We start from the raw sequence: 22,308 nt of genomic DNA, 5'->3' as shown, positions 1-22,308 counted from the left end.
TTCTGCCTGCCTGTGCCGTCGATGTGTGCGCGGAGTCTACTTTCCTGTTGGGAAAATACCTGCTACTTTCTCGACAGGAAAGTAGCAGTGCTCCTCAGGAAGAAGCGAGGGCCGATGGCGTCCGACGACCAGCACGACAGGAACCCCTCCGACCAGCGGGCCGTGACGCCGGCCGATGCCGCCGCCGCGCTCGACGACATCCGCAGACGCCAGGAGCAGTCCGGCGTCGCCGAACTCCGCTTCGGGCTGTCCCGCCCGACGCTCCTGACGGCGGCGCTGCTGCTGTTCGTCTCCTTCGCCTCCTACGACCTGCCCAACCCCTGGGGCGGCGCGGTGCTGCTCCCGGGGCTGCTGCTGGTGGCGCTGCTGGTGGTCCGTCACACCTACGGCGCCCCGGTGCGCAACCGTCCGGCCCCTCGCGCCGTGCTGATCGGGCTGGTCTGCGGACTCGCCGGGTACGCGGTGTTCCGGGGACTGGCCGCGGCGCTCTCCTCGGGCGGCGTACCGGGACCCCACGCCGTCGCCGCCGCGGTGGTGGTCGGTGCCGGCCTGCTGGTGGCACCCCGCGCGCGGGGGTACGCGGAGGAGCGGCTGCGGCGCCGGGCCGAGCGGCGGATCTGATGGACGCCGACTTCGACGCCTTCCTGCACCCGGCCCCGCGGCTGACGATCGTCGCCCTGCTGGCGCCCGCCGGATGGACCGAGTTCGGATTCATCCGGGACGCGATCGGCTCCAGCGACTCCGCCCTGTCCAAGCAGTTGTCGGCCCTCGCCGCCGAGGAGTACGTCGAGGTGCGCAAGCAGGTGGGGGTGGGCGTCCGGCGCACCCTCGCCCGGCTCACCCCGAAGGGGCGGGAGGCGTTCCTGCGGCACGCGGCGGCGCTCGAACGGATCGCGGCGACGGCGCGGGCGGCACGCCCCGCCGACTGACCGCTCCCGTCGGCCCGGCGGCACGCCCCGCCGGCCGACCACTCCCGTCACCCCGGGGGCACGCCCGGGGGCGGACGCGCGACCGAACGGGCCGTGGGGTACCGGCCCGTCCCTTTCCCGTACCCACCTCCCTGTACACAACGTTCACCACAGGAGATTCAGTGCGATGATCGAAGTCCGAGAGCTGACGAAATGGTACGGAAGGACCCGGGCGGTCGACGCGCTCAGCTTCCGCGTCGAGCCGGGACGGGTGACCGGATTCCTGGGCCCCAACGGCGCCGGCAAGTCCACGACGATCCGCGCGATGATCGGCCTCGACCGCCCCACCTCGGGCGAGGTCCTCATCGACGGCAAGCGCTACGAGGACCTGCCCCGCCCCCTGAAAACCGTCGGCGCCCTGCTCGACGCCCGCGCGGTGCACGGCGGCCGTAGCGTGCGCGGACACCTGGCGGGCCTGGCCCGCAGCAACCGCATCCCGCCCGGCCGCGTCGACGAACTCCTGGAGGCCGTCGGACTCGCGAGCGTCGCCGACAAGCGCGCGAAGGGCCTCTCGCTGGGCATGGCGCAGCGCCTCGGCATCGCCGCCGCCCTCCTCGGCTCCCCCCGTGCCCTGCTGCTGGACGAGCCGGTCAACGGCCTCGATCCGGAGGGCGTCAAGTGGATCCGGGACCTGATGAAGCGCATGGCCGACGAGGGCCGGGTGGTCCTGGTCTCCAGCCACCTCATGAGCGAGATGGCGCTGACCGCCCAGCACCTGATCGTGATCGGCCGCGGCCGGCTCCTCGCCGACACCTCCGTGGACGCCTTCATCACCGACAACTCCCGCTCCTACGTGCTCATCCGCACACCCGAACCCGAGCGCATGCGCGACCTGCTGGCCGCCCGCGGTGTCCACGTGGACACCGGACCCGACGGCGCGCTGGAGGCGGTCGGCACCGACCCCAGGACGGTGGGCACCCTGGCCGCCGAGCACCGGATAGCCGTCCACGAGGTCAGCCCGCGGACCGCCTCGCTGGAGGACGCGTTCATGCAGTTCACCGCGGACGCCGTCGAGTACCGCGCCGAGCAGGAGGCAGTGCGATGAGCAACGACCTGAACGCGGCCGTCGGATTCGAGCTGTCCAAGATGCGCACCCTGCGCTCCGTGCCGTGGAGCCTGGTGCTCTGCGTCGCCCTCAGCCTCGCCTTCGCGGTGCTCACCGGAGCCGTCGTGCGGCACCAGTACGCGGACAAGCCCGCCCCCGCCTCCTTCGACCCGGTCTCCACCGGATTCAGCGGACTGCGGCTCGGCCTGATCGGACTCGTCGTCTTCGGAGTCCTCGTCGTCACCAGCGAGTACTCCTCCGGCACCATCCGCAGCTCCCTGGCCGCGGTGCCGAGGCGCGGCGTCTTCTACGCGGCCAAGATGCTCGCCGGCGGCCTGACGGCGCTGGTCGTCTCCGTCGCCGCGGTGTTCACCAGCTTCCTCCTCGCCCAGGCCACCATGGGCGACGAGAGCGTCTCCCTCACCGCCGACGGTGTGCCGACCGCCCTGGCCGGCGCGGTGCTCTACACCACCCTGCTCTGCCTGTTCACCATGGGCATCGCCGTCCTGCTGCGCTCCTCCGCGATCACCATGGGCATCCTCGTCCCGCTCTTCTTCACGGTCTCGACGATCCTCACCAACATCCCCGGCGTCGGAAAGGCCGCGCAGTTCCTGCCCGATCAGGCCGGCGGACTGGTCCTGTACCGCGAGGTGCCCGACGGCTATGTGCTCGGCGCCTGGTCGGGGCTCGGCGTCCTCGCGGTGTGGACCGCCTGCGCGGCGCTCGCCGGATACCTGGCCCTGCGGCGCCGCGACGCCTGACACCACCGCCCCGGTCCGGGCATGCGGAGCTTATGCGCGGGCGATGCGGACTCTCCCCGGTCGGCGATGCGGCGGCCGAATGTCGGTCTCAGATGATCGGTACAGGCGCTGGTCACGAACGACAGTTCGGGGCTCGCATCCACCACACAAGGGAGAACCCCATGTACCAGGGCGACCTGTCCCTCCTCGAGGAGATCGAAGAGCAGGACTTCGACGGCATAGCGTACGGCGCGTGCACCACCAACACCTTCTCGCTCTCGGACGCGCTGGGCAACAGCGGCGGCTGGTGCACCCTCACCAAGGAATGCCAGCCCAACTGCAACTGAGCTCTGCCACGGCAGACGAGGGAGAGCCATGCAGAACGAGAAGGACGTCCTCGGGGCGTACGACGAGGCCGAGCTCATCGAGTTGAGCGAGGCCGATGTCACCGGTGGTACGACGCCGGTCTCCGTCGCGGTCACGATCGCGGCCAGTGCCGCGTTCTGCCCGACCACCAAGTGCACCAACTCCTGTTGACAACTGACCTCTGCCAGGGGTGGGGAAGGAAGATCATGCAGAACGAGAAGGACGTCCTCGGGGCGTACGACGAGGCCGAGCTCATAGAGCTGAGCGAGGCCGATGTCACCGGTGGTACGACGCCGGTCTCCGTCGCGGTGACGGTGGCGGCCAGCGTCGCCTTCTGCCCGACCACCAAGTGCACCAGCTCCTGCTGAGTGCCCTGTAGGTCGGTGTAAGCGGGCGGGGCGGAACGGACCGGCCCTCAAGCGTCCATTCCGCCCCGCCTTTGGGGGCACTTCACATCGCGTGCAGAAGGACAGCAATGAGATCTGCGATCAACCTCTACCCGGAGTTCGACGAGACCGAGATCGGTGAGACCATCACGCCGCTCGCGCCCTTCGACGACCACGTCCTCGCCGTGGTCGCCGGTGAGCCGCAGCGGCCCGCCGCCGCGTCCGAGCGGCCCGGGATCGTCGAGGACTGGCTGACCCGGCCGGAGCAGTACCCGTTCCAGCGCGTGATCAGGTCCATCGCGGCGGGCGCCGCGGACGGAGATCCGCTGGGCGCCTTCCCCGGTCTGTTCGCCGACCCCGGCACCGCGTTGATCGAACTGCTCGGCAGGGTCGAGATCCGCGTCCGCGAGACGTGCACCCGGCCGCTGGTCGCGGCCGTCAACCACGCCCGCGAACAGGGACTCCTGAAGGGGGACAGCTCCGAGGAGCGCTACCGGTACTTCGTGGACGAGGCCGCCCGCGGCTCGTTCACCGCCACCGGAGGTCTCAGTTTTCCCGTCCTGCGCGACCTCACCCCGGTGGTGCTGGCCTCCACCGTCGACGCCGTCGTCGAGCTCTGCTCCCGGGTCGCCGCCGACCGTGAGGCCCTCCGCGACACCTTCGCCCTCGCACCGGACGACCGCCTGCGCTCCTTCGGCACCCCCGAGGGCGACACCCACCACCACGGCCGCGCCGTCTGCGTCCTCACCTTCGAGTCCGGCGCACGTCTGGTCTACAAACCCCGCGACGTCTCCTGCGAGGCCGCCTACGTCCGCCTCGCCCGCGAACTCAACTCGTCCTTCGGCACCCGGCTCGTCACCGCCACGGCGCTCGCCCGCGACGGCTACGGATACGTCGAACACATCGAGACCGAGGACGTCTCCGACATCTCCGAGCGCTTCATGCGCGACAGCGGCGAACTCGCCGCCGTCCTCTACGCGCTGAACGCGCGCGACATGCACTTCGAGAACATCCTGCCGACCCGCCGCGGTCCCGTCCCGGTGGACCTCGAAACCCTGCTCCACCCGGAACGGGTCCACGACGGGCCGGTCCCCGAAGCCGAGGGGAACGCGTACACCACCATCGGGCAGTCGGTCTACGGCGTGGGAATCCTGCCCCTGGTGATGGCCGGCCGGAAGAAGGACCGCGGCGGCCACGTCGACCTCGGATTCCTCGGCGGACCCGGGCGCGGCACCTCCCCCTTCAAGCAGGTGACCTTCGACGCGCCCTACACGGACCGCATCAGACTCTCCCTCAGGCCCCAGGGCGTCCAGGGCCGCAGGACCGTCGTCGGCGAGCGCACCGAGCAGGAGATCCTGCGCCTGGGCCGCGAGATGGCCGACGGCTTCACCCGGACCTACCGCGCGCTCCTCGCCGCACCCGACACCTGGACCGCGCTGCTGCGCACCACCGCCGAGGGCCTGCGCATCCGCTACGTCCACAACCCCACCGCGCTCTACTCCCAGATCCTGCGCATGACCACGGGACCCAGCGCGCTCGACGACCCGGCCACCTACCTCGCGCTGCTCAAGCGCGTCGCCATCGCCAGCAAGACCTCGGCCCGGCCGCTGATCGTCTCCGAACTGCGCCAGATGGCCGAACGGGACGTCCCCTACTTCACCGTCGGCGCCACCGCCACCCGCGTCTGCGACGGCGACGCCCACGAGGTCGGCGCCGCGCTCGGCCACTCCCCGCTCGACCTCGCCCTCGCCAAGGCCGCCCGCCTCGGCGAACGCGACCTCGCCCAGCAACTGCGCCTCATCCGCTCCGCGTTCACCGCGCAGTTCCCGGACAACCACCTCTCTCCCGCGCAGGACACCCGGGCCCCCGCCGCGGACACCGACGCCGCCCCCGACGAGCGCCGTGAACTCCTCGCCCTCGCGCGCGAACTCTGCGACGACCTCGTCGAGACCTCCCTGCCCGACCGCTTCGCCCACCTGCCCAGGACCTGGATCGGCCCGCTCGCGTCCGCCGAGGCAGACCGCCCCTGGCCCCCCGGCGTCCTCGGCTACGACCTCTACACCGGGCGGACCGGGATCGCCCTCACCCTCTGCGCCGCCGGACACGTCCTCGACGACGACCGCTACCTCGGCGCCGCCCGCCAGGTCTTCTCCGCGACCGCCGACATCCTCGCCTCCCACCGCTACGAGTCCCGCAGCCTCCAGCAGGCCGGATACGGCGGCTACACCGGCATGGCCGGCATCCTGTTCACCCTCTCCGCGGCCGGCCGCCTCAGCGGCGAGGACGACTGGGTGAACGCCGCCCGGGGCGCCGTCCCCCTGGTCCTCGACCAGATCCGCGCCGAGCGGACGGGCAACCTCCCGCTGGACGTCATCAGCGGACTCGCCGGCGTCCTCAACTGCGTTACCGACATCCTCGGCCCCGCGCAGAACGAGGCGGTCACCGAGATCGCGCTCCTGCTCGCCCAGGAGATCCAGCAGGACGGCCCCTTCGCCCGCTCGGTCCTCGACCAGTCGGGATTCGCCCACGGCATCAGCGGAGTCGTCCACGCCCTTTCCCGCGCCCACGGCCTGCTCCCCGCCGCCCACCGGCCGCGTGTCGAGACGGTCCTCGGCACCCTCGTGAGGCGCCTCGACGGGTTCTACCACCCGGACGAGCGGAACTGGTCCTCCCGCGGATCGGGCGAGGGGACCTTCGCGACCGGCTGGTGCCACGGCTCCACCAGCGTCGCCCTGGCCCTGTCCGCCTACGCCACCGTGCCCGGCGCCGACGACGTCACCGCCCCGCGCGACCAGGCGGTCGACAACACGCTCCGCCTCGGCTTCGGCCGCAACCTCACCTGGTGCCACGGCGACCTCGGCAACCACGCCGTCCTGCGCCACATCGCGGGCCCGCACGGCACCCCGCTGCACACCCGGGTGCGCGAGCAGGAACGCCGCTGGCTCAGGCCCGAGACCTTCCGCCGCAAGACCGCCGACCCCGACAGCCGGTACGCGCACACCAACAGCCTCATGGTCGGCAGCGCCGGGCTCGCCCTGCACCTGCTCAACCGGATCGACCGGGACCTGCGCCTGTGCCCGCTCACCCTCACCGCGGGAGGGCGCTGACCATGACGACACCCCGCCGGGAGAAAACCGCCACGGCACGCCGGGTACCGACCGTCACCCAGGTCACGCAGACGGAGTGCGGCCTCTGCTCGTGCGTCGCCCTGCTGCGTTACCACGGGCGCGCCGAGGAGATCGTCAGCGCCCGCGAGGTCATGGAGGCCGGCCGCGACGGCCTCTCCGCCGGCCAGCTCGCGCAGTTCCTGCAATCACGCGGCATGCGCGTCAAGCCGTACCGGGTCAGGAACGTGGCCGCCCTCGCTGACTTCACCTCACCGGTCATCCTCTACTGGGAGAACTACCACTTCGTCGTCCTGGAGAACTTCGACGGCCGCACCGCGGTCGTCATGGACCCCGCGGTCGGACGCCGCCGCATCAGCCGCGAGGAACTCGAGAAGGGCTTCACCGAGATCGTCCTCGCGGCCGAGCCCGGCGAGGAGTTCGAGCGCAAGCGCGCCAGGCCGTTCGCCGAGTGGCGCAAGTTCCTGCTGCTCACCAGGGAAGCGAAGAAACGCATCGGCATGGTGGCCCTGCTGTCGCTCAGCGGGTACGGCACCGTCCTCGGCATCCCCGTCCTCACCCGCTGGGCCGTCGACCGGTACGCCCACTGGGACGGCCTCGAGGACTCCGCCGTGCTGCTCGGTGCCGTCGTCGCCGCCGCCCTGTGCTACTACCTGCTGCACCTGACGCGCGTCATGCTGCTCTCCTCGCTGGTCGCCGTGCTCGGCAAGGACCTGATGAGCCAGACGTTCACCCGGCTCCTCAACCTGCCCTTCAAGTTCTTCACCACCCGGCCGCCAGGTGAACTCATCTACCGGCTCAACAGCGTCACCTCGGTCCGCGACCTGATCTCCTCCCGGATGGCCCAGGGCGTCCTCGACGTGGGCACCCTCGTCTGCGTCACCGTCTACCTGCTGGTCACGGAGTGGCGCCTGGGCCTGGTCGCCGTCGGACTCTTCCTGCTCAACGCCCTGTACCTGATGCGGACGCGGTACCGCGTCACCGAGGCCGTCGACTCCGAGATCGCCTACCTCGCCAAGAGCCAGGGCACCCAGCTCGACGCCATCGTCTCCATCCCGGCGATCAAGATGGGCGGCTACGCCGAGGAGTTCCTGACCGGCTGGAGCCAGACCTACAGCAACTCCCTCGACGCGATGAAGACGCGCATGCGGCTCCAGCAGGGCCGCATAGCCGGACTGTCCACCACGACCCAGATGTTCGGCCCGCTGGTCCTGCTGCTGTTCAGCCTCTACCTGGTCGGCCACGGCGGCCTCTCCCTCGGGGCCGCCGTGTCGGTCCAGGCGATCTCCGCGACGTACTTCTCCCTCGCCGGCTCCGTCTTCCAGACATACACCTCCTTCAACGAGGTGTCCCGGTACGTGTCCCGGCTCGCGGAGATCTCCGAGGAGGAACCGGAGTCACCCGGCGGCACCCGCACCGAACCCGCCTCGGCCTCCATCACCCTCAAGAACGTCGGCTTCCGCTTCACCCGCCACAGCGACACGGTGGTCAAGGACGTCACCATGACGATCGGCGCCGGAGAACGCGTCGCCCTCGTCGGTCCCTCCGGCTCCGGCAAGAGCACCCTCGGCCGCATCATCTGCGGGCTCTACGGCCCCAGCGGCGGAACCATCGAGTTCGGCGGCCACGACATCGAGGAGTACGACAGGACCGCCCTGCGCCGCACCATCGGATACATCCCCCAGGAGGTGCACATGCACAACCGCACCATCCTGGAGAACCTGACCCTCGGCAAGGACCTCTCCGAGGAGCACGTACGCGCCTTCTGCGACCGCCTCGGCATCCTCGACTTCGTCGACGACCTGCCCATGGGGTTCAACACCCTCGTCTCCGACATGGGAGCCAACTTCTCCGGAGGCCAGCGCCAGCGGATCGCCATCGCCCGCGCCCTGCTCGGCAACCCGCGGATCCTGGTCATGGACGAGGCCACCGCGGCACTCGACAACATCAACGAACGCCGCGTCATGCGGGTCATCTCCGAGATCGGGGCCACCCAGGTCGTCATCGCGCACCGCCTGGCCACCGTGCAGTCGGCCGACCGCATCTACGTCCTCGACAAGGGCACGATCACCGAGTCCGGCACCCACGAGGAACTCCTCGGCGAGGGCGGGCTGTACGCAGACCTGTACGGAGACGACCAGCGGGAGGAAACGCTGGTGGGGGGAGAACGAGCGTGACCGACCCACAGGTGGCAGTCGTCGACTTCCTGCCGTTCTACACCGACCGGGTACCCCGGCAGGCGGTCGTGGACCGACTGCGCGAACCCCTCTCCCGCGTCGCCACGCCCGAGCACGCGCGGCACCTCACCGACCAGATCTGGGAAGACCTCGTCACCACCGTCGAGGGACACTCCCTGCGCGTCCTGATCGGCGAGTTCCACGCGTTCAGGGAAGCCCGGGGACTGCCCATGTCCGCCGACGGCGACGAGGCGCTCCGCATGTTCCGCCGCCACCTCGACGACCCCGGCAACTGCCGCGACCTCCTCGGCCGTTACGAGGTGCTGCGCCGCCGCCTCACCGTGGTCCTCGACCACTTCCTCGACGCGTACGACGACCTGTTCACCGCCTTCCACCAGGACCGGGCGCGGCTCGTGGCGAGCGGCCTGCTGGCGGACGCCCACGACACTCTCGTCTCCCTCATCACCACCGGCGGCGACCCGCACAACGACAACCGGCGCGTCGTGGCCGCATGGCTCGCGGGCGGCGGAAAACTGGTCTTCAAACCCCGCACCCTGGCGGCCGACGACTTCGTCCGCGACCTCTACGCCGCGGCCGCCCCCCACCTCGCCCACTCCCTCGACGGCTGCGTACCGGCGTCGCTGTCCGTCGGCGACCACGGATGGCAGCGGTTCGTCACCCCCCGCCCCATGACCGAGTCCGACCAGCCCGCCCGGTACTTCTACCGCTTCGGCGCGCTGTGCGCCCTCTTCGGCGCCATCGGAGCCTCCGACCTCCACGACGAGAACCTGCTGGCCGCGGGGGAGCACCCCTGCGTGATCGACACGGAGATGATGCTGCGCCCCGGCGCCGGGACCGGGACCGACTCCCTGGAGAACCGCCTCATCAACCACGTCGAGGCATCCGTCGCCTCCACCATGCTGGTCCCCAACGTCCGCCCCGAATCCCCGATCGACGTGATCATGGCGGGCGTCGGCGTCGGCCCCGAACAGGTCTCCGGCAAACTGCGCAGGACCGTGATCGACGGCGCCGGCACCGACGCCCTGCGCCTGCGCTGGGAACCCGTCGTCTACCGGCACAAGGAGAACGTGCCGCGGCTCGGCGAGGAGCGGCTGGCGGCCGTACGGCACTACCGCGACATCGTCGCCGGATACACCGACGCGCTGGGCGCCGTCCGCCGGCGCGGGACCGTCGAGGGCGTCCTCGACCGCCACCCCGGCCTGCCCGTACGCTGCCTGATCCGCTCGACGATGGTGTACGGACGCTTCATCGACGCCGCCACCCAGCCGCGCTACCTGCGCGACCCCGGCGAGACGGCACGCCTGCTGGGACTGCTGAAGCAGTTCCCCCGCCATCTGAGCCCCGAGGCCCGCGTGTTCGCCGGCGAGGCCGAACGCACCGCGCTCGACACCGGCAACGTCCCCTACTTCACGGCCCGCGCCGACTCCACCGAGCTGGCCACCAACACCGCCCGCCAGGACGCCGCCCACCCGTCGTCACCGGCCGACTTCGCCCGCGCCGGCCTCGTGCTCCACGCCGGACAGAGCGACACCTACCACCGGTTCGTCCTGGAGGAGTGCTTCGGTGAACTCGCCGAGGCGGCCCCCGACGTCATGGCCGCCGGCAGCGTCTTCGCCCCCGTCCTGCACACCACCGCCGACGAGCCGTGGTGGCCCCGGGTGGCCCGCATCCTCCAGGACATCCGGGTGACCCACCAGGACGAGCACGGCACACAGAGCGGCTGGATCGGGGGAGTGGGACCCGACAGGGGCGTCCCCACCATCGTGCCGGGCAACTACCTCTCCTTCCACGACAACGGAGGGATCGTCACCTTCCTCCAGGCCGCCGCGCGGGAGGACCCGGACCTCGGCGCACTGCACCGCAGCGCCGAACGCGGCCTGGACGCACTCCTCGGCGTGTACGACGAGGCGCTGCTGCGGGCCCCCGAGAGCGTCTTCACCGGAGCCGCCTCCCACCTGCTCACCCGGCCCGACCGCCAGGACCCCGTCTGGACGGCCCGGCTGCTGGAGCGGATCCCGGAACGGACCGAGACCGGCACCCTGGAGACGGACCTCGCCAACGGCCCCGCGGGACTCCTCATGGCCGTCCTGGCACGCCTCGAAGCGGGCCGGCCGCCTCTGCTGGACGAGGACCGGCTCACCGGCCTGTGCGACCTGGTCCTCAGCCAGGCACGGAAACCCCTGGACCGCCCCTGGTTCGATGTCGCCCACGGAGATGTCGGCATGCGCTGGGCCGTCTCCCGCATCGGCAGGCACCTGGGCGACCAAGCCCTGACCGACGCGTCCGCGCAGTGGCTGACCGAACGCCTCACCGACGCCGAACAACCCCCCGTACCGGGATGGTGCAACGGCAGTGCCGGACTGCTGCTCGTCGCCGCGGAGATCCTCACCTCCGCGGGCCGCACCGGAACCCCCGCCGACCGCCGCCTCGCCCAACTCGCCGACCGTGCCACCACGTTGCGCGAGCAGGGCCCCGTGGACCTGTCGGTGTGCCACGGCTCCGCCGGAGTGATCCAGTCACTGATCACGGCGAGTACGCTCCTGCGGGACCCGTCCCTGCTCGACCGGGCGGCCGACCACCGCGTCCGTGTGACGCGGGCGGCCCGCGAACGGGGGTTCCACACCGGCTGCCCGGGGAGAACCTCACTGCTGGGCTACATGTTCGGCTGGTCGGGCATCGGCCACACGGACCTCCTGCTGAACCGGGCACTCGACGGCCGGCCCCCGGCCTTCGTACCGGTCGCGCTGACGGCCTCCGGCCTCCCGGAGCCCCCGCCCCCGCGGCCACGCCACGGGAACGCCCCCACGGATGTCCCGCGTTGATCCACTGCGACAAGGAAGAACGACAGATGAACCAGAACAAGCAGAACGGCATGGCCCCCGCGTATCCCCTCTTCATCGGGGCCGTGATCGCCGCCGTGGCCTTCAGTCAGGACAACCGCGGCGGTGCCGTGCTCGGACTGGTGGCCGGTGCAGTCATCTCCCTGATCGTGTCGGTACGCCGACGGAAGCGGTAGCCCGCGATGAAGTACTCGATCCTCCTGCCGGTGGTGCCGGCCCGGCCCGAGCAGGCGGTTCTCTTCGCGAACCTCGTGCAGTGGACCTCCGCCGAACGCCTCTGGCAGGGCCAGTCGCTGCTCCTCGACCCCCACCACCTGGCGGCCTGGCTCGCCGGGATCGGGGTGCGCGTGCCCATGGGTTTCGGGGTCTCCCTGATGCCCATGCGGTCGCCCTACCAGGCGGCCTCCGAGGCGCGCTCGGTCGCCCTCGCCACCGGCCACCCCGTGGTGGCCGGGTTCGGCCCGGGACCCACCTCCTTCCAGAGCGCGCTGCTCGGACGGCCCTACACCCGTCCGTTGCGGGCCTGCCGGGAGTACGCGACGATCGTGCGCGCCCTGGTGGCGGGCGACGACGCCATGGTCGAGGGCGAGTACTTCTCGGTCGCCGCCCGGCTGCTGAAACGTCCGGCACCCCCGGTGGAGGTGGGCCTCGGGGTGCTCCGGCCGAAGATGGCGGCCCTCGCGGGCGAGGTCGCCGACCGCGCCATCACCTGGCTGCTGCCGGCGAGCCACCTCGGCGAGACCCTGATCCCGGCGATGCGCGCCGCCGACCGCAAGCTGGAAGGCGCCGTGCGCACCACGGCCATCGTGCCGCTCGCCGTCGAGCGTGAGGGCCGGGACGCCACCGCCCTGGCCGAGGCGACCTGCGGGAACCACCTCAAGGCGCCCCACTACCAGGACGCCCTGCGCACGGCCGGCATCACCGTCTCCGACCACGGCGACGCGCGGGACGCCGCGCGGATCGTGGACGCGGGAGCCTTCCTCTACGGCAGTGTGGACCACCTCCACGACCGGCTCGCCGAGTTCGCCGCCGCGGGGGTCGACGAGGTCGTCCTCAACACCATGGGCGTCGCGCAGCTGCACGGACCGAAGGCGGCGGCGGCCGACCTCCTGCAACTCCTCGGTGGGGCGAAGGACGCGCCGACGCCCGACGCCGCCCTCACCTGACGCGCGGCCGGCCGGGCGTCACCCCGCCCGGCCGGTCCGCCGGATCAGCTCCTCCCCACCCCACACACGCGTTCGCGCGTCACCCGCCGTGCCCCGACCACAGTCCGCCAGCAGAGAGGGCGACCGCACATGTCCCGTACCGAGAACGTCGATGTCGTCGTCGTGGGAGGCGGCCCGGCCGGATCGACCGCCGCGAGCCTGCTCGCCAAGGCCGGCCACACCGTACTCGTCCTGGAACGCGAGACCTTCCCCCGCTACCACATCGGGGAGTCCATGGTGTCCGGCATGGCCCCGCTCATGGAGGAACTGGGCCTCATCGAGGAACTCGACGCCCGCTTCCGCCACAAGAGCGGGATCACCCTGCGCTGGGGCAGGGACCCCGAGCCCTGGCGCAGCGACTTCTCCGCGGCCTTCTCCGCCACCGGCAGCCACTTCACCCACGCCTGGCACGTCACACGCGGCGAGTTCGACGAGCTGATGCTCGACAACGCCCGCAAGCTCGGCGCCCAAGTCCACGAGGCCGCCCAGGTCACGGAGGTCCTCCAGGACGGGACCGGCCGGGTCACCGGAGTGGCCTACGCACAGGACGGCGAGACCCACCGGGCCACCGCCCGCTTCGTCGTCGACGCCTCGGGCCAGGGCCGCACACTGACCCGCCAACTGACCCGCACCAACTGGCAGGAGGACCTGCGCAACGTCGCGGTGTGGACCTACTACGACTCCTTCACCCCCATCGCCGACCAGGACGACATCCTCGTCGAGGCCATCCAGGGCGGCGGCTGGGTGTGGGGCATCCCGCTCTCCGACACCAAGCTGAGCCTCGGCTACGTGCTGCCGGCCGAGCAGCTCGCCGAACGCACCCGCGGCGGCCGCACCCAGCGGGACGTCTTCCTCGACTGCCTGCACGGCAGCCACGTGGCGAAGACGATGGTCGACGTGGAAGCCCTCGGCGACCTGCGCACCACCCGCGACTGGTCCCACGTCTGCGACACCTTCCACGGCCCCGGCTGGGTCGCCGTCGGCGACGCCGCCGCCTTCATCGACCCCCTCTTCTCCTCCGGCGTCTGGCTCGGCACCTCGGGCGCCTGGCTGGCCGCGCGGGCGATCGACGCCGCCCTCACCGACGGCACCCGCGAGGAACAGGCACTGGACCGGTTCGACTCCCTCTACCGCCAGTTGTTCAAGGACATCCTGGCCTACGTCCGCTTCTTCATGGACCCGACCCGGCTCCGCGAGGAGTACGAGGAGCGGGCACGGGAGATCGGGAAGATGGTCACCCAGAGCTCACGGGTCGGGTTCGTCTCGATGATCTCGGGAGTGAACGCCGTCGCCGACGTCGTCGACTTCGACCCGATGAGCGTCGAGGACGTCGAGGACGTTCTCCAGGAGTGGGACGAGCAGACCACCGCGAGCGGGAACACCGTCGCCGACGACGACGAGCGCACCCGCGCCCAGGAGGTGAAGGCGCCCTGACGGCGCCCGCACCCCGGAATCCGGGCTCCCCGGAACCCCGGCACCCGGCGCCGCCCCACGCGGCGTCCGGCTGCCCGACCGAATGGAGAACCACGCCTTGTCCCCGCGGCTTCGGCCTCTCCCCACGACGACGGCCGCCTCGGATTTCGCCTGGCCGACCCCGCCGAACCGGCCCGCGCCGGGCCCCAGGACGAGGGCCCGCGCGCCCGCGCCGCGCACGGCGATGACGGACACGGGACGCGGACGGACCGGTCGACCACGCGCGCGGGGCACCTGGTCGACCGGCCGCTCGGAAGAGCCGTCCCGTCAGATCCACTGCCGGCGCGACGCCTGCACACCGGCCGCGAAGCGGCTGGAGACACCGAGCCGCTCCATCAGCGCGGCCAGCTTCCGCCGCTCCGTGCGCACACTGATGCCCAGACTCCGCGCCACCGTGCTGTCGGTGAGCCCCTCGGCGAGCAGCTCCAGCAGCCTGCGCTCCTGGGGCGTGATCTCGTCGAGCGCTGACTCATGGGGAGCCGCCTCCTGCGGAAACCGGCTCGCGTGGTCCCAGTGCGCCTCGAACAGCGCCCGCATGGCCAGCACCACCAGCCTGTTCCTGAACAGCAGCGTCGCGCCCGTGCCCTGACCGGGCAGCCCGCTCACCACCGCGGCCGTGGTGTCCACGATCAGCAGCCGCATCGGCAGGGACGGCGCGGTGCGCACCTCGCAGTGGTGCTCCGCCATCCACCGGGCGTGCGATCTCGTCACCCGGTCACGCAGGACACTGTCGATGTAGATCGAGCGGAAGCGCACCCCGCGGGCCAGCGCGCGCTCGTTCAGGGGCCTGGCGGCCCTCACCGACTCCTCGGTCAGTCCCCCCGCGGGGTGGAACGCCAGGCTCTCCTGATCGCACGACTCCGCCAGCGCCTCGATACGGGTGCGGATGTCGTCGATGTGGTGCAGCCACTCGATGCCGTCGACCTGGGCCGACCGCCCGGCGGCCGCGTACTCCGCCGCGATCGCGTCGAGCACTGTCGTGTTGTGCTTGAAACGGTGCTCCCGCCAGGCGAGTTCCTCCTGCTCCCGTTCGAGCAGGACCCTCATGCCGTGCAACGGGTCGACGGCTCTCAGCCCTCCGGGGGAGTGCTGGGACGGGGCGAGCAACGACAGGCCGACGAGGCGTTCTATGGCCGCCCGGACGCTGTCGTCGTCGCTGTCGGTCAGTCGGGCCAGCTCATGCGCGTCCTGTTCGTTGTGGAACAGGAATGCGCGATACACCCGGAGTGTTTCTTGGTCAAGTGTCAGCACATCCGTCAAGGTGTTTCCCCCCGTGAGTCGCCCTGAGAACCAGCGCACGCAGATCACATGCCCTCACTCGGCGATGACAGCCGGTGTGTTCTCGATGGCGCTCCTGTCAACAACCTGCATGATCGTCATGATAGCGACTCGTGTCGCCGGGCGTGTCTTCCGGACGCCGGCTCATTCCTTCCGCTCACCGTCCCTTGAGTATCTACGGAGTTGGCCGAAAGAGACCTCCGTCGTCGCGGACGACCGGCACGCACGGTTCCGGTTCGTCCCGTCATGTCCCGGATCTATGTGGCAACAGGCTGCCCGGCAATTACCTGACAGTTCGAGCATGCGGACAGGCGGGATACCCAAATGATTACCTCTCTTCGGCCGCCGGTCCTGCCGGAAGAGGGCGGAGCGGCGACGGCGAAGGGGGGCGCCGCCGGCTGGCTTCCTCCCCCTGACCGTTGCGCACACACGAATCGGAGTCGAGGCATGTTTTCTGGCCGTCGCGTCTGCCCAGGCACCGCCGGGCGCGCCGTGAACCGTGAGGTCGCCGGAGCCCGGACCAGGCCCGGCGCCTCGCGCGGCCTGTGATCGCGAACGACGACGCGAACGCCCGCGGGCCGTGTGCCCGCCGTCGGGCACAGTGAACAGATCATCATATTGAGGAATTGTGGGGGACAATTATGACCTCGATCAAAGGACGTTACATCGTTCTGCTGAGATCCTTTCCCGAGAGAAAGGAGCAGCTGACGGATACGTGCTGTCCGCTCCCATGGAAGGGATAGGTGGCACGATGCTGTTCAGAATTCTGGGACACCTCCGGGTGCAGGAAGCGGTCGAGGTTCGTTCCCCCACGCGGCGGGCGATTCTCACGGCCCTGCTCCTGCGGTCCGGACACCCCATCGGAATGACGGAACTCGCCGAACTCCTCTGGGACGACCCGCCCATGTCGGCCGGCGCGAACATCCGCAGCCACTTCACCGGACTGCGACGCGACCTCGACCGGGCCATGCCGGGACTGAGCCACCGGATCAAGACCTGCCGAGGCATCCGCAGCGGCTACCGGATCGAGGCCGGACCCGAAGAGGTGGACCTCCCCACCTTCGTCCAGGACTCCCGGCAGGGCCGCGCCTGCCTGGCACGGGGCGAGGTCGACAGAGCCATCGCCGTACTCGAGGACGCACTGGTCCTCTGGCGCGGCCCGTTCGGCCAGGACCTCCCCATGACGCGCTGGTTCGACGCGCACGCGACGGGACTGAGCAACGGCCGCCTCGACACCTACGAGGACCTTTTCACCGCGCTGCTCATCGCGGGCAGGACCGAGATGCTCGCCTACCGCATCGAGACGGTCATCGCGGAAGCACCGTACCGGCAACGCCTGTGGGAACTCCTCGCGGCCGTGCACTGCGTCCAGGGCGACTCGGCAGGCGCCCTGAGCGTCATCAAGCGCTGCGGGACGGTTCTGGTCGAGGACCTCGGCCTCGACGTGCCCCCGAGAATCGAGGCCATCAGGGGAGCGGCGCTCACCTGGGACGGCGACGAAGCCCTGCGCCTGGCCGTACGCCCCGCCTCCGCCCGCCCCCGGGCCCGCGACGACGGACCCGGCACCGGGCACCAGGAGGCCCTGCCGCTCTGCGCGACGCCCGCCTCCCGGATCCCCTTCCGGGAGAAGGCCGGGTGAGAACCCCGGCCCGACGGCACAGCCGCCGGCCGCTTTCGGTGAGAAGAGGACCCGCGGCCCCGGAGGCCCGACGGACGCACCGGCGAACAGCCGGTCCCCGCACCCTTCCCTGACCGATGACCAGCCCCACGGCGTCGCACGCGAGGGCACACACCGCAACCGTCGAACCCGAGTGCCGACGCCGAATCACGGAGGAGCCATGGAACACCCGAGAGACCTCTCGAACGCGATGGACGACGTCGTCGCCACACTGACCGCCGGAGACTTCCTCCCGCGGGTCTACCACCACGAACACCGCGTGTTTCCCGGTGCCGCGGAGAAGATCACAGACCTCTTCGGCTGGGACGACCTGAACCAGATCCTGGAGACGCATCAACTCCGCTCCCCGCAGCTGCGGTTGTCGCGTGACGGCAAGCAACTCCCCGAGACCGCCTACATGGAGGCGCGCGCGGCAAGGCGCGGACGGCGGCGGATCCGCGTCGATCCGGCGAAGCTCCGCGCGGCGCTGAGCACCGGCCACACCCTCGCGATGCGGTACATGGACGAGATCCACCCCGGACTGTCCCAGCTCTCCGAGGCGTTCGAACGCAGACTGCTCAGCGACTTCGAGTTCAACCTCTACGCCTCCTGGCAGCCCACCGGCGGGTTCAACGCCCACTGGGACAACCACGACGTGTTCGCCATCCAACTCCGGGGAAAGAAGCGGTGGCGCATCCTGGGGCGCAACGAATTCTCCATGCACGCACGGGACTCGGCGATGGGAACGCCCCCCGCCGAGGTCGTCGACGACCTGGTGCTCGCTCCCGGCGACGTCCTCTTCCTGCCGCGCGGCTACTGGCACGACCCGGTGACCGAGGAGGGCCCCTCGCTCCACATCACCGGCTCGATCCCCAGCACCACGGGCATGGACCTGGCCCGCTGGCTGCTGGACCAGCTCCGCGAGGACGAGGCCATGTGCGCCGAACTCCTGCGCTTCGGCGACCCGGAGGGCCCGCGCGAGGTGCTGCGCAGGGTACGGGAGCGCCTTGACGAGGCGTTCGACGAGGAGGACCAGCTCAAGCGGTTCTTCGCGGTCCGCGACGGCGCCCAGTTCGGAAGGTTCAAGCTGGGCCTCCCGGACGTGGACACCACCGCACCGGTGAGGTAGGCCGCCCCTGACCGAGCCGCCGGCCCCGGTCGGCGGCTCGGCCGGGCGGCGAATCCCGACGATGGTGACGTAGCCGTACCGGCCCCAGGAGGAGCCGGGGCCGACGGCCGCGTCGTTGACCCAGGTGTGAGGTCGCGGCGTTGTCGCGGTGACCGGAGCGGCGATGCCGCGGATGGGTTGCGGCGGTCGCGCGGGGCCCACCGGGTTGAGGTGCCTCTCGCCGCGTGCGTCACAATGAGGGCACGAGGCGACGGGGACCAGGAAGCCGGTGCGAATCCGCGCGGTCCCGCCGCTGTGACCGGGAAGCGAACCTCCCGCACGCCACTGACCGCGGTACGCGGACGGGAGGCGGAGGCGAGCGACGATCCGGGAGCCAGGAAACTGACCCGTCGCCGGTCCGACGACTGGGGCGAGGACACCCCGGAGAGGCTCGATGTGACGACGCATGCCCGGACGCAGCCGGAGCGACGACCGCAACCAGGCAGGCGCGGTGTGCTGGCGGCCTGAGGCGCCCTGGCGCTCGCCGGTTCCGGCCTGCTGAGCGGCTGCGGCGGTGACACCAAGGACGGGGGAGGCGGCGACCGGTTCCGCGCCGCGTTCACCTCCGGCGGCTCCCAGGAGACCCTCGACCCGCACGTCGCGCCGAACTTCGTCGACCGGGCCCGCGCGAAGGCCCTCTACGACACACTCGCTACGTACGCGGAGGACATGTCGGTGCGCAAGCGGCTCGCGGAGTCGTGGGAGAGCGACTCCTCGGGCACCCGGTGGCGCGTACGCCTGCGCGATGCGGCGTTCCACGACCGGAAGCCGGTCACCGCGAAGGGCGTCCTCTACAGCTACCGTCGCGCCGCCGACCCTGGGGAATGGCTCGCCCTCGCAGGTGTTGCTCTCCGCGATCGACTTCACCGCGAGCAGGGCCGACGGCACGCGGTCCGTGCTCTTCGTGCTGAAGGCGCCGAACTTCGAGTTCCCCACCGTCTTCGCCGGTCCCGGAACCGAGATCATCCCGGACGGGACGACCGACTTCCGCAAGCCGGTCGGCTCCGGCCCCTTCAGCTACGTGTCGTTCACCCCCGGCGGCACCGCCCGCTACCGCGGCTGGGCGGATCACTGGGACGGTGCCCCGTACATCGCCGAGCTGGAGATCGTCCCCGCCAACGTGCAAGATCTGCACACCGGACGTGCCAGCCGTCAGGGCGTGAGGAGCAAGCAGATCGCGGCTCAGCCCTGCTGGCGGTGCGGCTGCCGGCCAGCAGCTGCACCGCATCGGTTAAGGACGTCACTCCTGGCGGTAGTCGGGGTGTTCCGCGTATGCCTGTGCGAGGACGCGAATGGTGTAGGTGAGTCCCGCTTTGCGGGAGTCTGTGGAGTCCACGGTGTTGTAGTCCCGCGCCAGCAGGTCGATCAGGTCGAGCATCGGCAGGTGACTGTCGAGCAGTGCCTCGGCACCGAAGGTGTGGGCCACGTAGGCGTAGGCATGGTTGTCCTCCGCGTTCCGTGCGCGGAGGAAGTTCAGAAGGTCGTGCATGCGCTCATCTTTGCGTGCCGCCCTCCTCGTGGAGGCGGCAGCCTGGGGCAATCCTCGTGCTCAGCTGCGGGTCCAGATACGGATGGCGGCGAAGTGGAGGGCAGCTTGGTAGGCGAGGGCGAGTTTGTCGGTTCGCATGGTCAGACCGCGCCATTGCTTGAGGTGGGCGATGCGGCGTTCAACCGTGTTGCGCTCTTTGTCGGTGCCCGATCTGGTCGGCGGGCTGAGGGATGACGGCCCGGACAGCAGGTCGGCCGAGTTCTCGGTCTCCCAAGTCCGCCGCGCGGAACCCGGATCCTGGCCATGATGGCCTTGAAAGTGGGTGCGTCACCGGCCTGACCGGACCGGCAGTGACGTGCAGGGTCAAGGGTCGTGCGTGGCTGTCGCTGGCCAGACGAACCTTGGTACTCGGGCCACCGCGAGAACGACCGAGTGCGTGATCGTCAGGTTCCGAGCGGTGGGGCGCCCTTTTTTCTGGCTCCGGCAGCGTGCCGGTGGGCCCGGCAGACGGTTGAGTCCACCGACATTGTCCGACCGACGTCGTCCACGAAGTTCGCCACGGACAGTATCGCCAGCGCTAGCCGAGGTTTCCAAAGACGCGCGGTACCCACTGATCGAGCTGGGTGCCGAAGGCTGCTGCCGATGTGATATCGAACGCCGGTATCGGTCCGCCGTCGTCGAGGCCGTCGAAGTAGTCCACGTCAGCCCAGCCGCCGCGGAACAGCACCACGGACAGCCCAGCGTCCCCCGGGCCGGAGATGAGCACGCCGACGGAGTCGGGATCACTCACGAGAGTTCTGTCAGTCTCAAGCCGCTGAGGCCACGGCGCGGTTCCGTCCCGCCACGTCACCTGCCCAACCTCGCGGCCGGCCGCCAGCCATCGCACAGCCCGCTCAGCGATTACTGCGGCTGCCTGATCAAGATCGATGACGCGCTCCATGAGCGGATGATGCCCCACTCCGGCGCACCGTTCCACTGACTTCCGCACACCCTCCGGTCGGACCGCACACCACCGAGCCGACTCCGGTGCTCTCAATTCTTAGCGACATGTTCAGAGTGCCCTGCCGTCAACCGCACTTGGAAGCCACTGACAAACGCTCTCCAGTCTCACCTCGCCCGCCCAGGGCTGGTATCGAAAGTCCCGCCTGCCTGGCGACGCCTGGCACGGACGCTCGCTGCGTTGTCGGTATCGTTCCAGTACATCCAGTACATCCAGTACTGGAATGATCCTCAGCCCTGTGATCGTACGCACCAGACGCCGCCGCCCGTTCTACGGGCGGACGACGCTACCTTCGCAACACGCTAGTAATCGATGACCCAGGTCATGGTGCCGCTACGGGCACCGCAGGCGACGGCGCTGTTGCTCCACTTGAGGTAACCGCATGTGGAGTTGCCGATCGGAGTCCGCGCGTTGTCGCTCAGGGATGCCACGGACCAGTTGGTCTCCGCGCTGGTGCAGGCACGCAGGTATACGCGCTGTTCATGAGCCTGGCCGGTCATGCACCAATTACCCAGACCGGGGAAGCGGTTCTGAAACTGGAAACCGACGTTGGCCCAGCGCTGGTTGGCGTGGTTCTTGTCGCACGTGACCAGGTCGAGGTAGTGGTTGTAGTCCGGGGCGGTGAGGCACTTGCCGGTCGCCACGTTTCGGATGCTGAACCCGCTCACCGCCGCCTGGGCGGGAGTCGCCGTGGCAGCGGCGCTGACAGTGAGAACTGCCGAGGCGCACATGGCCGCGATTTTCGCCGAGGCGCGCATGCTGTTTCCTTTCGTCGCGGTGGTCACCAACACGACGGAACCAAGCTGGCTGAACGTGACATGGCCTGACGAGGAATTTAGTCCGGAGCTGCACCCCGGCCTGGCGTGGAAGGCTTGGCCCAGGGCAGCGGCAACATCAGCCCCGGGCAGCAGAACGACCAGTCGGCTCCAGGTGTTGGCGTCCGGCCGCAGCCGGGGCGAGACGTCCGCGGTCGGCACCAGCCGGCCGTCCGCAGCACAGGACAGCAGTTGCACCAGGACGTCACCGCCCAGGCGTGGATCCGCGAGCACCGGTGGGCACAGGTCCGCGAGCAGCAGGTCGCCGCCGCCACCCGGCACTGGGTGCACGCCCTGAACCAGGATCTCGCCGACAAGGGCGTCTACGCCGGTCTGCTCCTGGTGGCGGGGGTCGTCGAGGGCAGCCAGGCGCAGCGGGAGGCGGTCCGGCTCGGTATGGACCTCACCGCCATCCCCACCGTCTCGCCGGCCGACCTCGCCGACGCGCACTTCGACCTGTTCACCACGCGCGACCGCGTCGAGCGGATCGTTCCGCGGAACGCGTCCTGACCGGCCACGCCGCCCGCGTGTGGTCCCGGCCCCGGGGGAGCAGGA

Annotated in this window: 20 protein-coding genes, 3 pseudogenes and 1 riboswitch; of the genes and pseudogenes, 18 read left to right on the top strand and 5 right to left on the bottom strand. The window is 70.5% G+C overall.

The features are described from left to right. Positions 1 to 114: 114 nt before the first annotated feature. From OG627_RS03905 to OG627_RS03845, 13 genes are all read left to right on the top strand, one after another. A complete protein-coding gene (locus OG627_RS03905; protein ID WP_329061432.1) occupies positions 115 to 621 on the top strand; it encodes a hypothetical protein in 507 nt (168 codons plus the stop codon). After that, a complete protein-coding gene (locus OG627_RS03900) occupies positions 621 to 929 on the top strand; it encodes a transcriptional regulator (protein WP_329061430.1) in 309 nt (102 codons plus the stop codon). Before OG627_RS03905 ends, OG627_RS03900 begins: the two co-directional genes overlap by 1 nt. Positions 930 to 1,095: 166 nt before the next feature. Beyond that, on the top strand, positions 1,096 to 2,013 hold the full coding sequence (locus OG627_RS03895) for an ABC transporter ATP-binding protein (RefSeq protein WP_329061428.1): 918 nt from the start codon (positions 1,096 to 1,098) through the stop codon (positions 2,011 to 2,013). Continuing rightward, the gene (locus OG627_RS03890; RefSeq protein ID WP_329061425.1) at positions 2,010 to 2,774 is read left to right on the top strand and encodes an ABC transporter permease subunit; all 765 of its coding nucleotides are present in this window, start codon (positions 2,010 to 2,012) and stop codon (positions 2,772 to 2,774) included. Before OG627_RS03895 ends, OG627_RS03890 begins: the two co-directional genes overlap by 4 nt. 161 nt (positions 2,775 to 2,935) lie before the next feature. Then, positions 2,936 to 3,100, top strand: coding sequence for a plantaricin C family lantibiotic (locus OG627_RS03885; RefSeq protein ID WP_329061423.1), 165 nt, complete (start codon positions 2,936 to 2,938; stop codon positions 3,098 to 3,100). A gap of 28 nt (positions 3,101 to 3,128) precedes the next feature. Further along, a complete protein-coding gene (locus tag OG627_RS03880; RefSeq protein ID WP_329061421.1) occupies positions 3,129 to 3,290 on the top strand; it encodes a class II lanthipeptide, LchA2/BrtA2 family in 162 nt (53 codons plus the stop codon). A 35-nt stretch (positions 3,291 to 3,325) separates the two neighbouring features. Next, entirely contained in the window at positions 3,326 to 3,487 is a 162-nt protein-coding gene (locus OG627_RS03875; RefSeq protein ID WP_329061420.1) for a class II lanthipeptide, LchA2/BrtA2 family, read from the top strand. A gap of 107 nt (positions 3,488 to 3,594) precedes the next feature. Further along, positions 3,595 to 6,612 (top strand): type 2 lanthipeptide synthetase LanM family protein, encoded by a 3,018-nt coding sequence (locus OG627_RS03870; protein WP_329061419.1) that lies wholly within the window; start codon positions 3,595 to 3,597, stop codon positions 6,610 to 6,612. 2 nt (positions 6,613 to 6,614) lie between these two features. Beyond that, positions 6,615 to 8,807: a peptidase domain-containing ABC transporter gene (locus tag OG627_RS03865; protein WP_329061418.1), complete on the top strand. Its 2,193-nt coding sequence runs from the start codon at positions 6,615 to 6,617 to the stop codon at positions 8,805 to 8,807. Continuing rightward, a complete protein-coding gene (lanM, locus tag OG627_RS03860) occupies positions 8,804 to 11,650 on the top strand; it encodes a type 2 lanthipeptide synthetase LanM (protein ID WP_329061416.1) in 2,847 nt (948 codons plus the stop codon). Before OG627_RS03865 ends, lanM begins: the two co-directional genes overlap by 4 nt. 26 nt (positions 11,651 to 11,676) lie before the next feature. After that, entirely contained in the window at positions 11,677 to 11,844 is a 168-nt protein-coding gene (locus OG627_RS03855) for a hypothetical protein (protein ID WP_329061414.1), read from the top strand. 6 nt (positions 11,845 to 11,850) lie between these two features. Continuing rightward, on the top strand, positions 11,851 to 12,834 hold the full coding sequence (locus OG627_RS03850; RefSeq protein ID WP_329061412.1) for an LLM class flavin-dependent oxidoreductase: 984 nt from the start codon (positions 11,851 to 11,853) through the stop codon (positions 12,832 to 12,834). 129 nt (positions 12,835 to 12,963) lie between these two features. Then, positions 12,964 to 14,307, top strand: a complete 1,344-nt coding sequence (locus OG627_RS03845) for an NAD(P)/FAD-dependent oxidoreductase (RefSeq protein WP_329061410.1) — start codon at positions 12,964 to 12,966, stop codon at positions 14,305 to 14,307. 306 nt (positions 14,308 to 14,613) lie between these two features. Here the strand turns inward: OG627_RS03845 and OG627_RS03840 are convergent, their stop codons facing one another. Next, positions 14,614 to 15,567: a helix-turn-helix transcriptional regulator gene (locus tag OG627_RS03840; protein WP_329061409.1), complete on the bottom strand. Its 954-nt coding sequence runs from the start codon at positions 15,565 to 15,567 to the stop codon at positions 14,614 to 14,616. An 808-nt stretch (positions 15,568 to 16,375) separates the two neighbouring features. Between OG627_RS03840 and OG627_RS03835 the strand changes: the two genes are divergently transcribed. From OG627_RS03835 to OG627_RS03820, 4 genes and pseudogenes are all read left to right on the top strand, one after another. Continuing rightward, entirely contained in the window at positions 16,376 to 17,263 is an 888-nt protein-coding gene (locus tag OG627_RS03835) for an AfsR/SARP family transcriptional regulator (RefSeq protein WP_329061406.1), read from the top strand. A gap of 199 nt (positions 17,264 to 17,462) precedes the next feature. Continuing rightward, on the top strand, positions 17,463 to 18,410 hold the full coding sequence (locus tag OG627_RS03830; RefSeq protein ID WP_329061404.1) for a cupin domain-containing protein: 948 nt from the start codon (positions 17,463 to 17,465) through the stop codon (positions 18,408 to 18,410). Between the two features lie 205 nt (positions 18,411 to 18,615). Further along, a riboswitch (cobalamin riboswitch) is annotated at positions 18,616 to 18,814 on the top strand. A gap of 304 nt (positions 18,815 to 19,118) precedes the next feature. After that, a pseudogene (locus OG627_RS03825) lies at positions 19,119 to 19,211 on the top strand (hypothetical protein); the annotation flags it as partial. Continuing rightward, positions 19,195 to 19,506 (top strand): annotated as a pseudogene (locus OG627_RS03820) (hypothetical protein); the annotation flags it as partial. The pseudogenes OG627_RS03825 and OG627_RS03820, both read left to right, overlap by 17 nt. A gap of 183 nt (positions 19,507 to 19,689) precedes the next feature. On the opposite strand, the gene OG627_RS03815 reads toward OG627_RS03820, so the two are convergent. The 4 genes and pseudogenes from OG627_RS03815 to OG627_RS03800 all read right to left on the bottom strand — a co-directional run bounded on the left by OG627_RS03815 (position 19,690) and on the right by OG627_RS03800 (position 21,951). Further along, positions 19,690 to 19,938, bottom strand: a complete 249-nt coding sequence (locus OG627_RS03815) for a hypothetical protein (protein ID WP_329061402.1) — start codon at positions 19,936 to 19,938, stop codon at positions 19,690 to 19,692. A gap of 60 nt (positions 19,939 to 19,998) precedes the next feature. After that, positions 19,999 to 20,531: pseudogene (locus OG627_RS03810) on the bottom strand (IS5/IS1182 family transposase); the annotation flags it as partial. Beyond that, positions 20,516 to 20,878: a hypothetical protein gene (locus tag OG627_RS03805; protein ID WP_329061400.1), complete on the bottom strand. Its 363-nt coding sequence runs from the start codon at positions 20,876 to 20,878 to the stop codon at positions 20,516 to 20,518. The gene OG627_RS03805 and the pseudogene OG627_RS03810, both read right to left, overlap by 16 nt. Before the next feature lie 362 nt (positions 20,879 to 21,240). Further along, positions 21,241 to 21,951: a ricin-type beta-trefoil lectin domain protein gene (locus OG627_RS03800; protein WP_329061398.1), complete on the bottom strand. Its 711-nt coding sequence runs from the start codon at positions 21,949 to 21,951 to the stop codon at positions 21,241 to 21,243. On the opposite strand from OG627_RS03800, the gene OG627_RS03795 reads away from it, so the two are divergent. Then, complete coding sequence (locus OG627_RS03795) at positions 21,946 to 22,263, top strand: hypothetical protein (RefSeq protein ID WP_329061396.1); 318 nt, start codon at positions 21,946 to 21,948, stop codon at positions 22,261 to 22,263. The two genes, OG627_RS03800 and OG627_RS03795, sit on opposite strands and share 6 nt — an antisense overlap. Positions 22,264 to 22,308: the final 45 nt, after the last annotated feature.

This window comes from Streptomyces sp. NBC_01429, assembly GCF_036231945.1.
GTDB lineage: Bacteria > Actinomycetota > Actinomycetes > Streptomycetales > Streptomycetaceae > Streptomyces.
The sequence above is the reverse complement of the archived record's forward strand: the minus strand, read 5'-3'. Positions and strand labels throughout refer to the sequence as shown.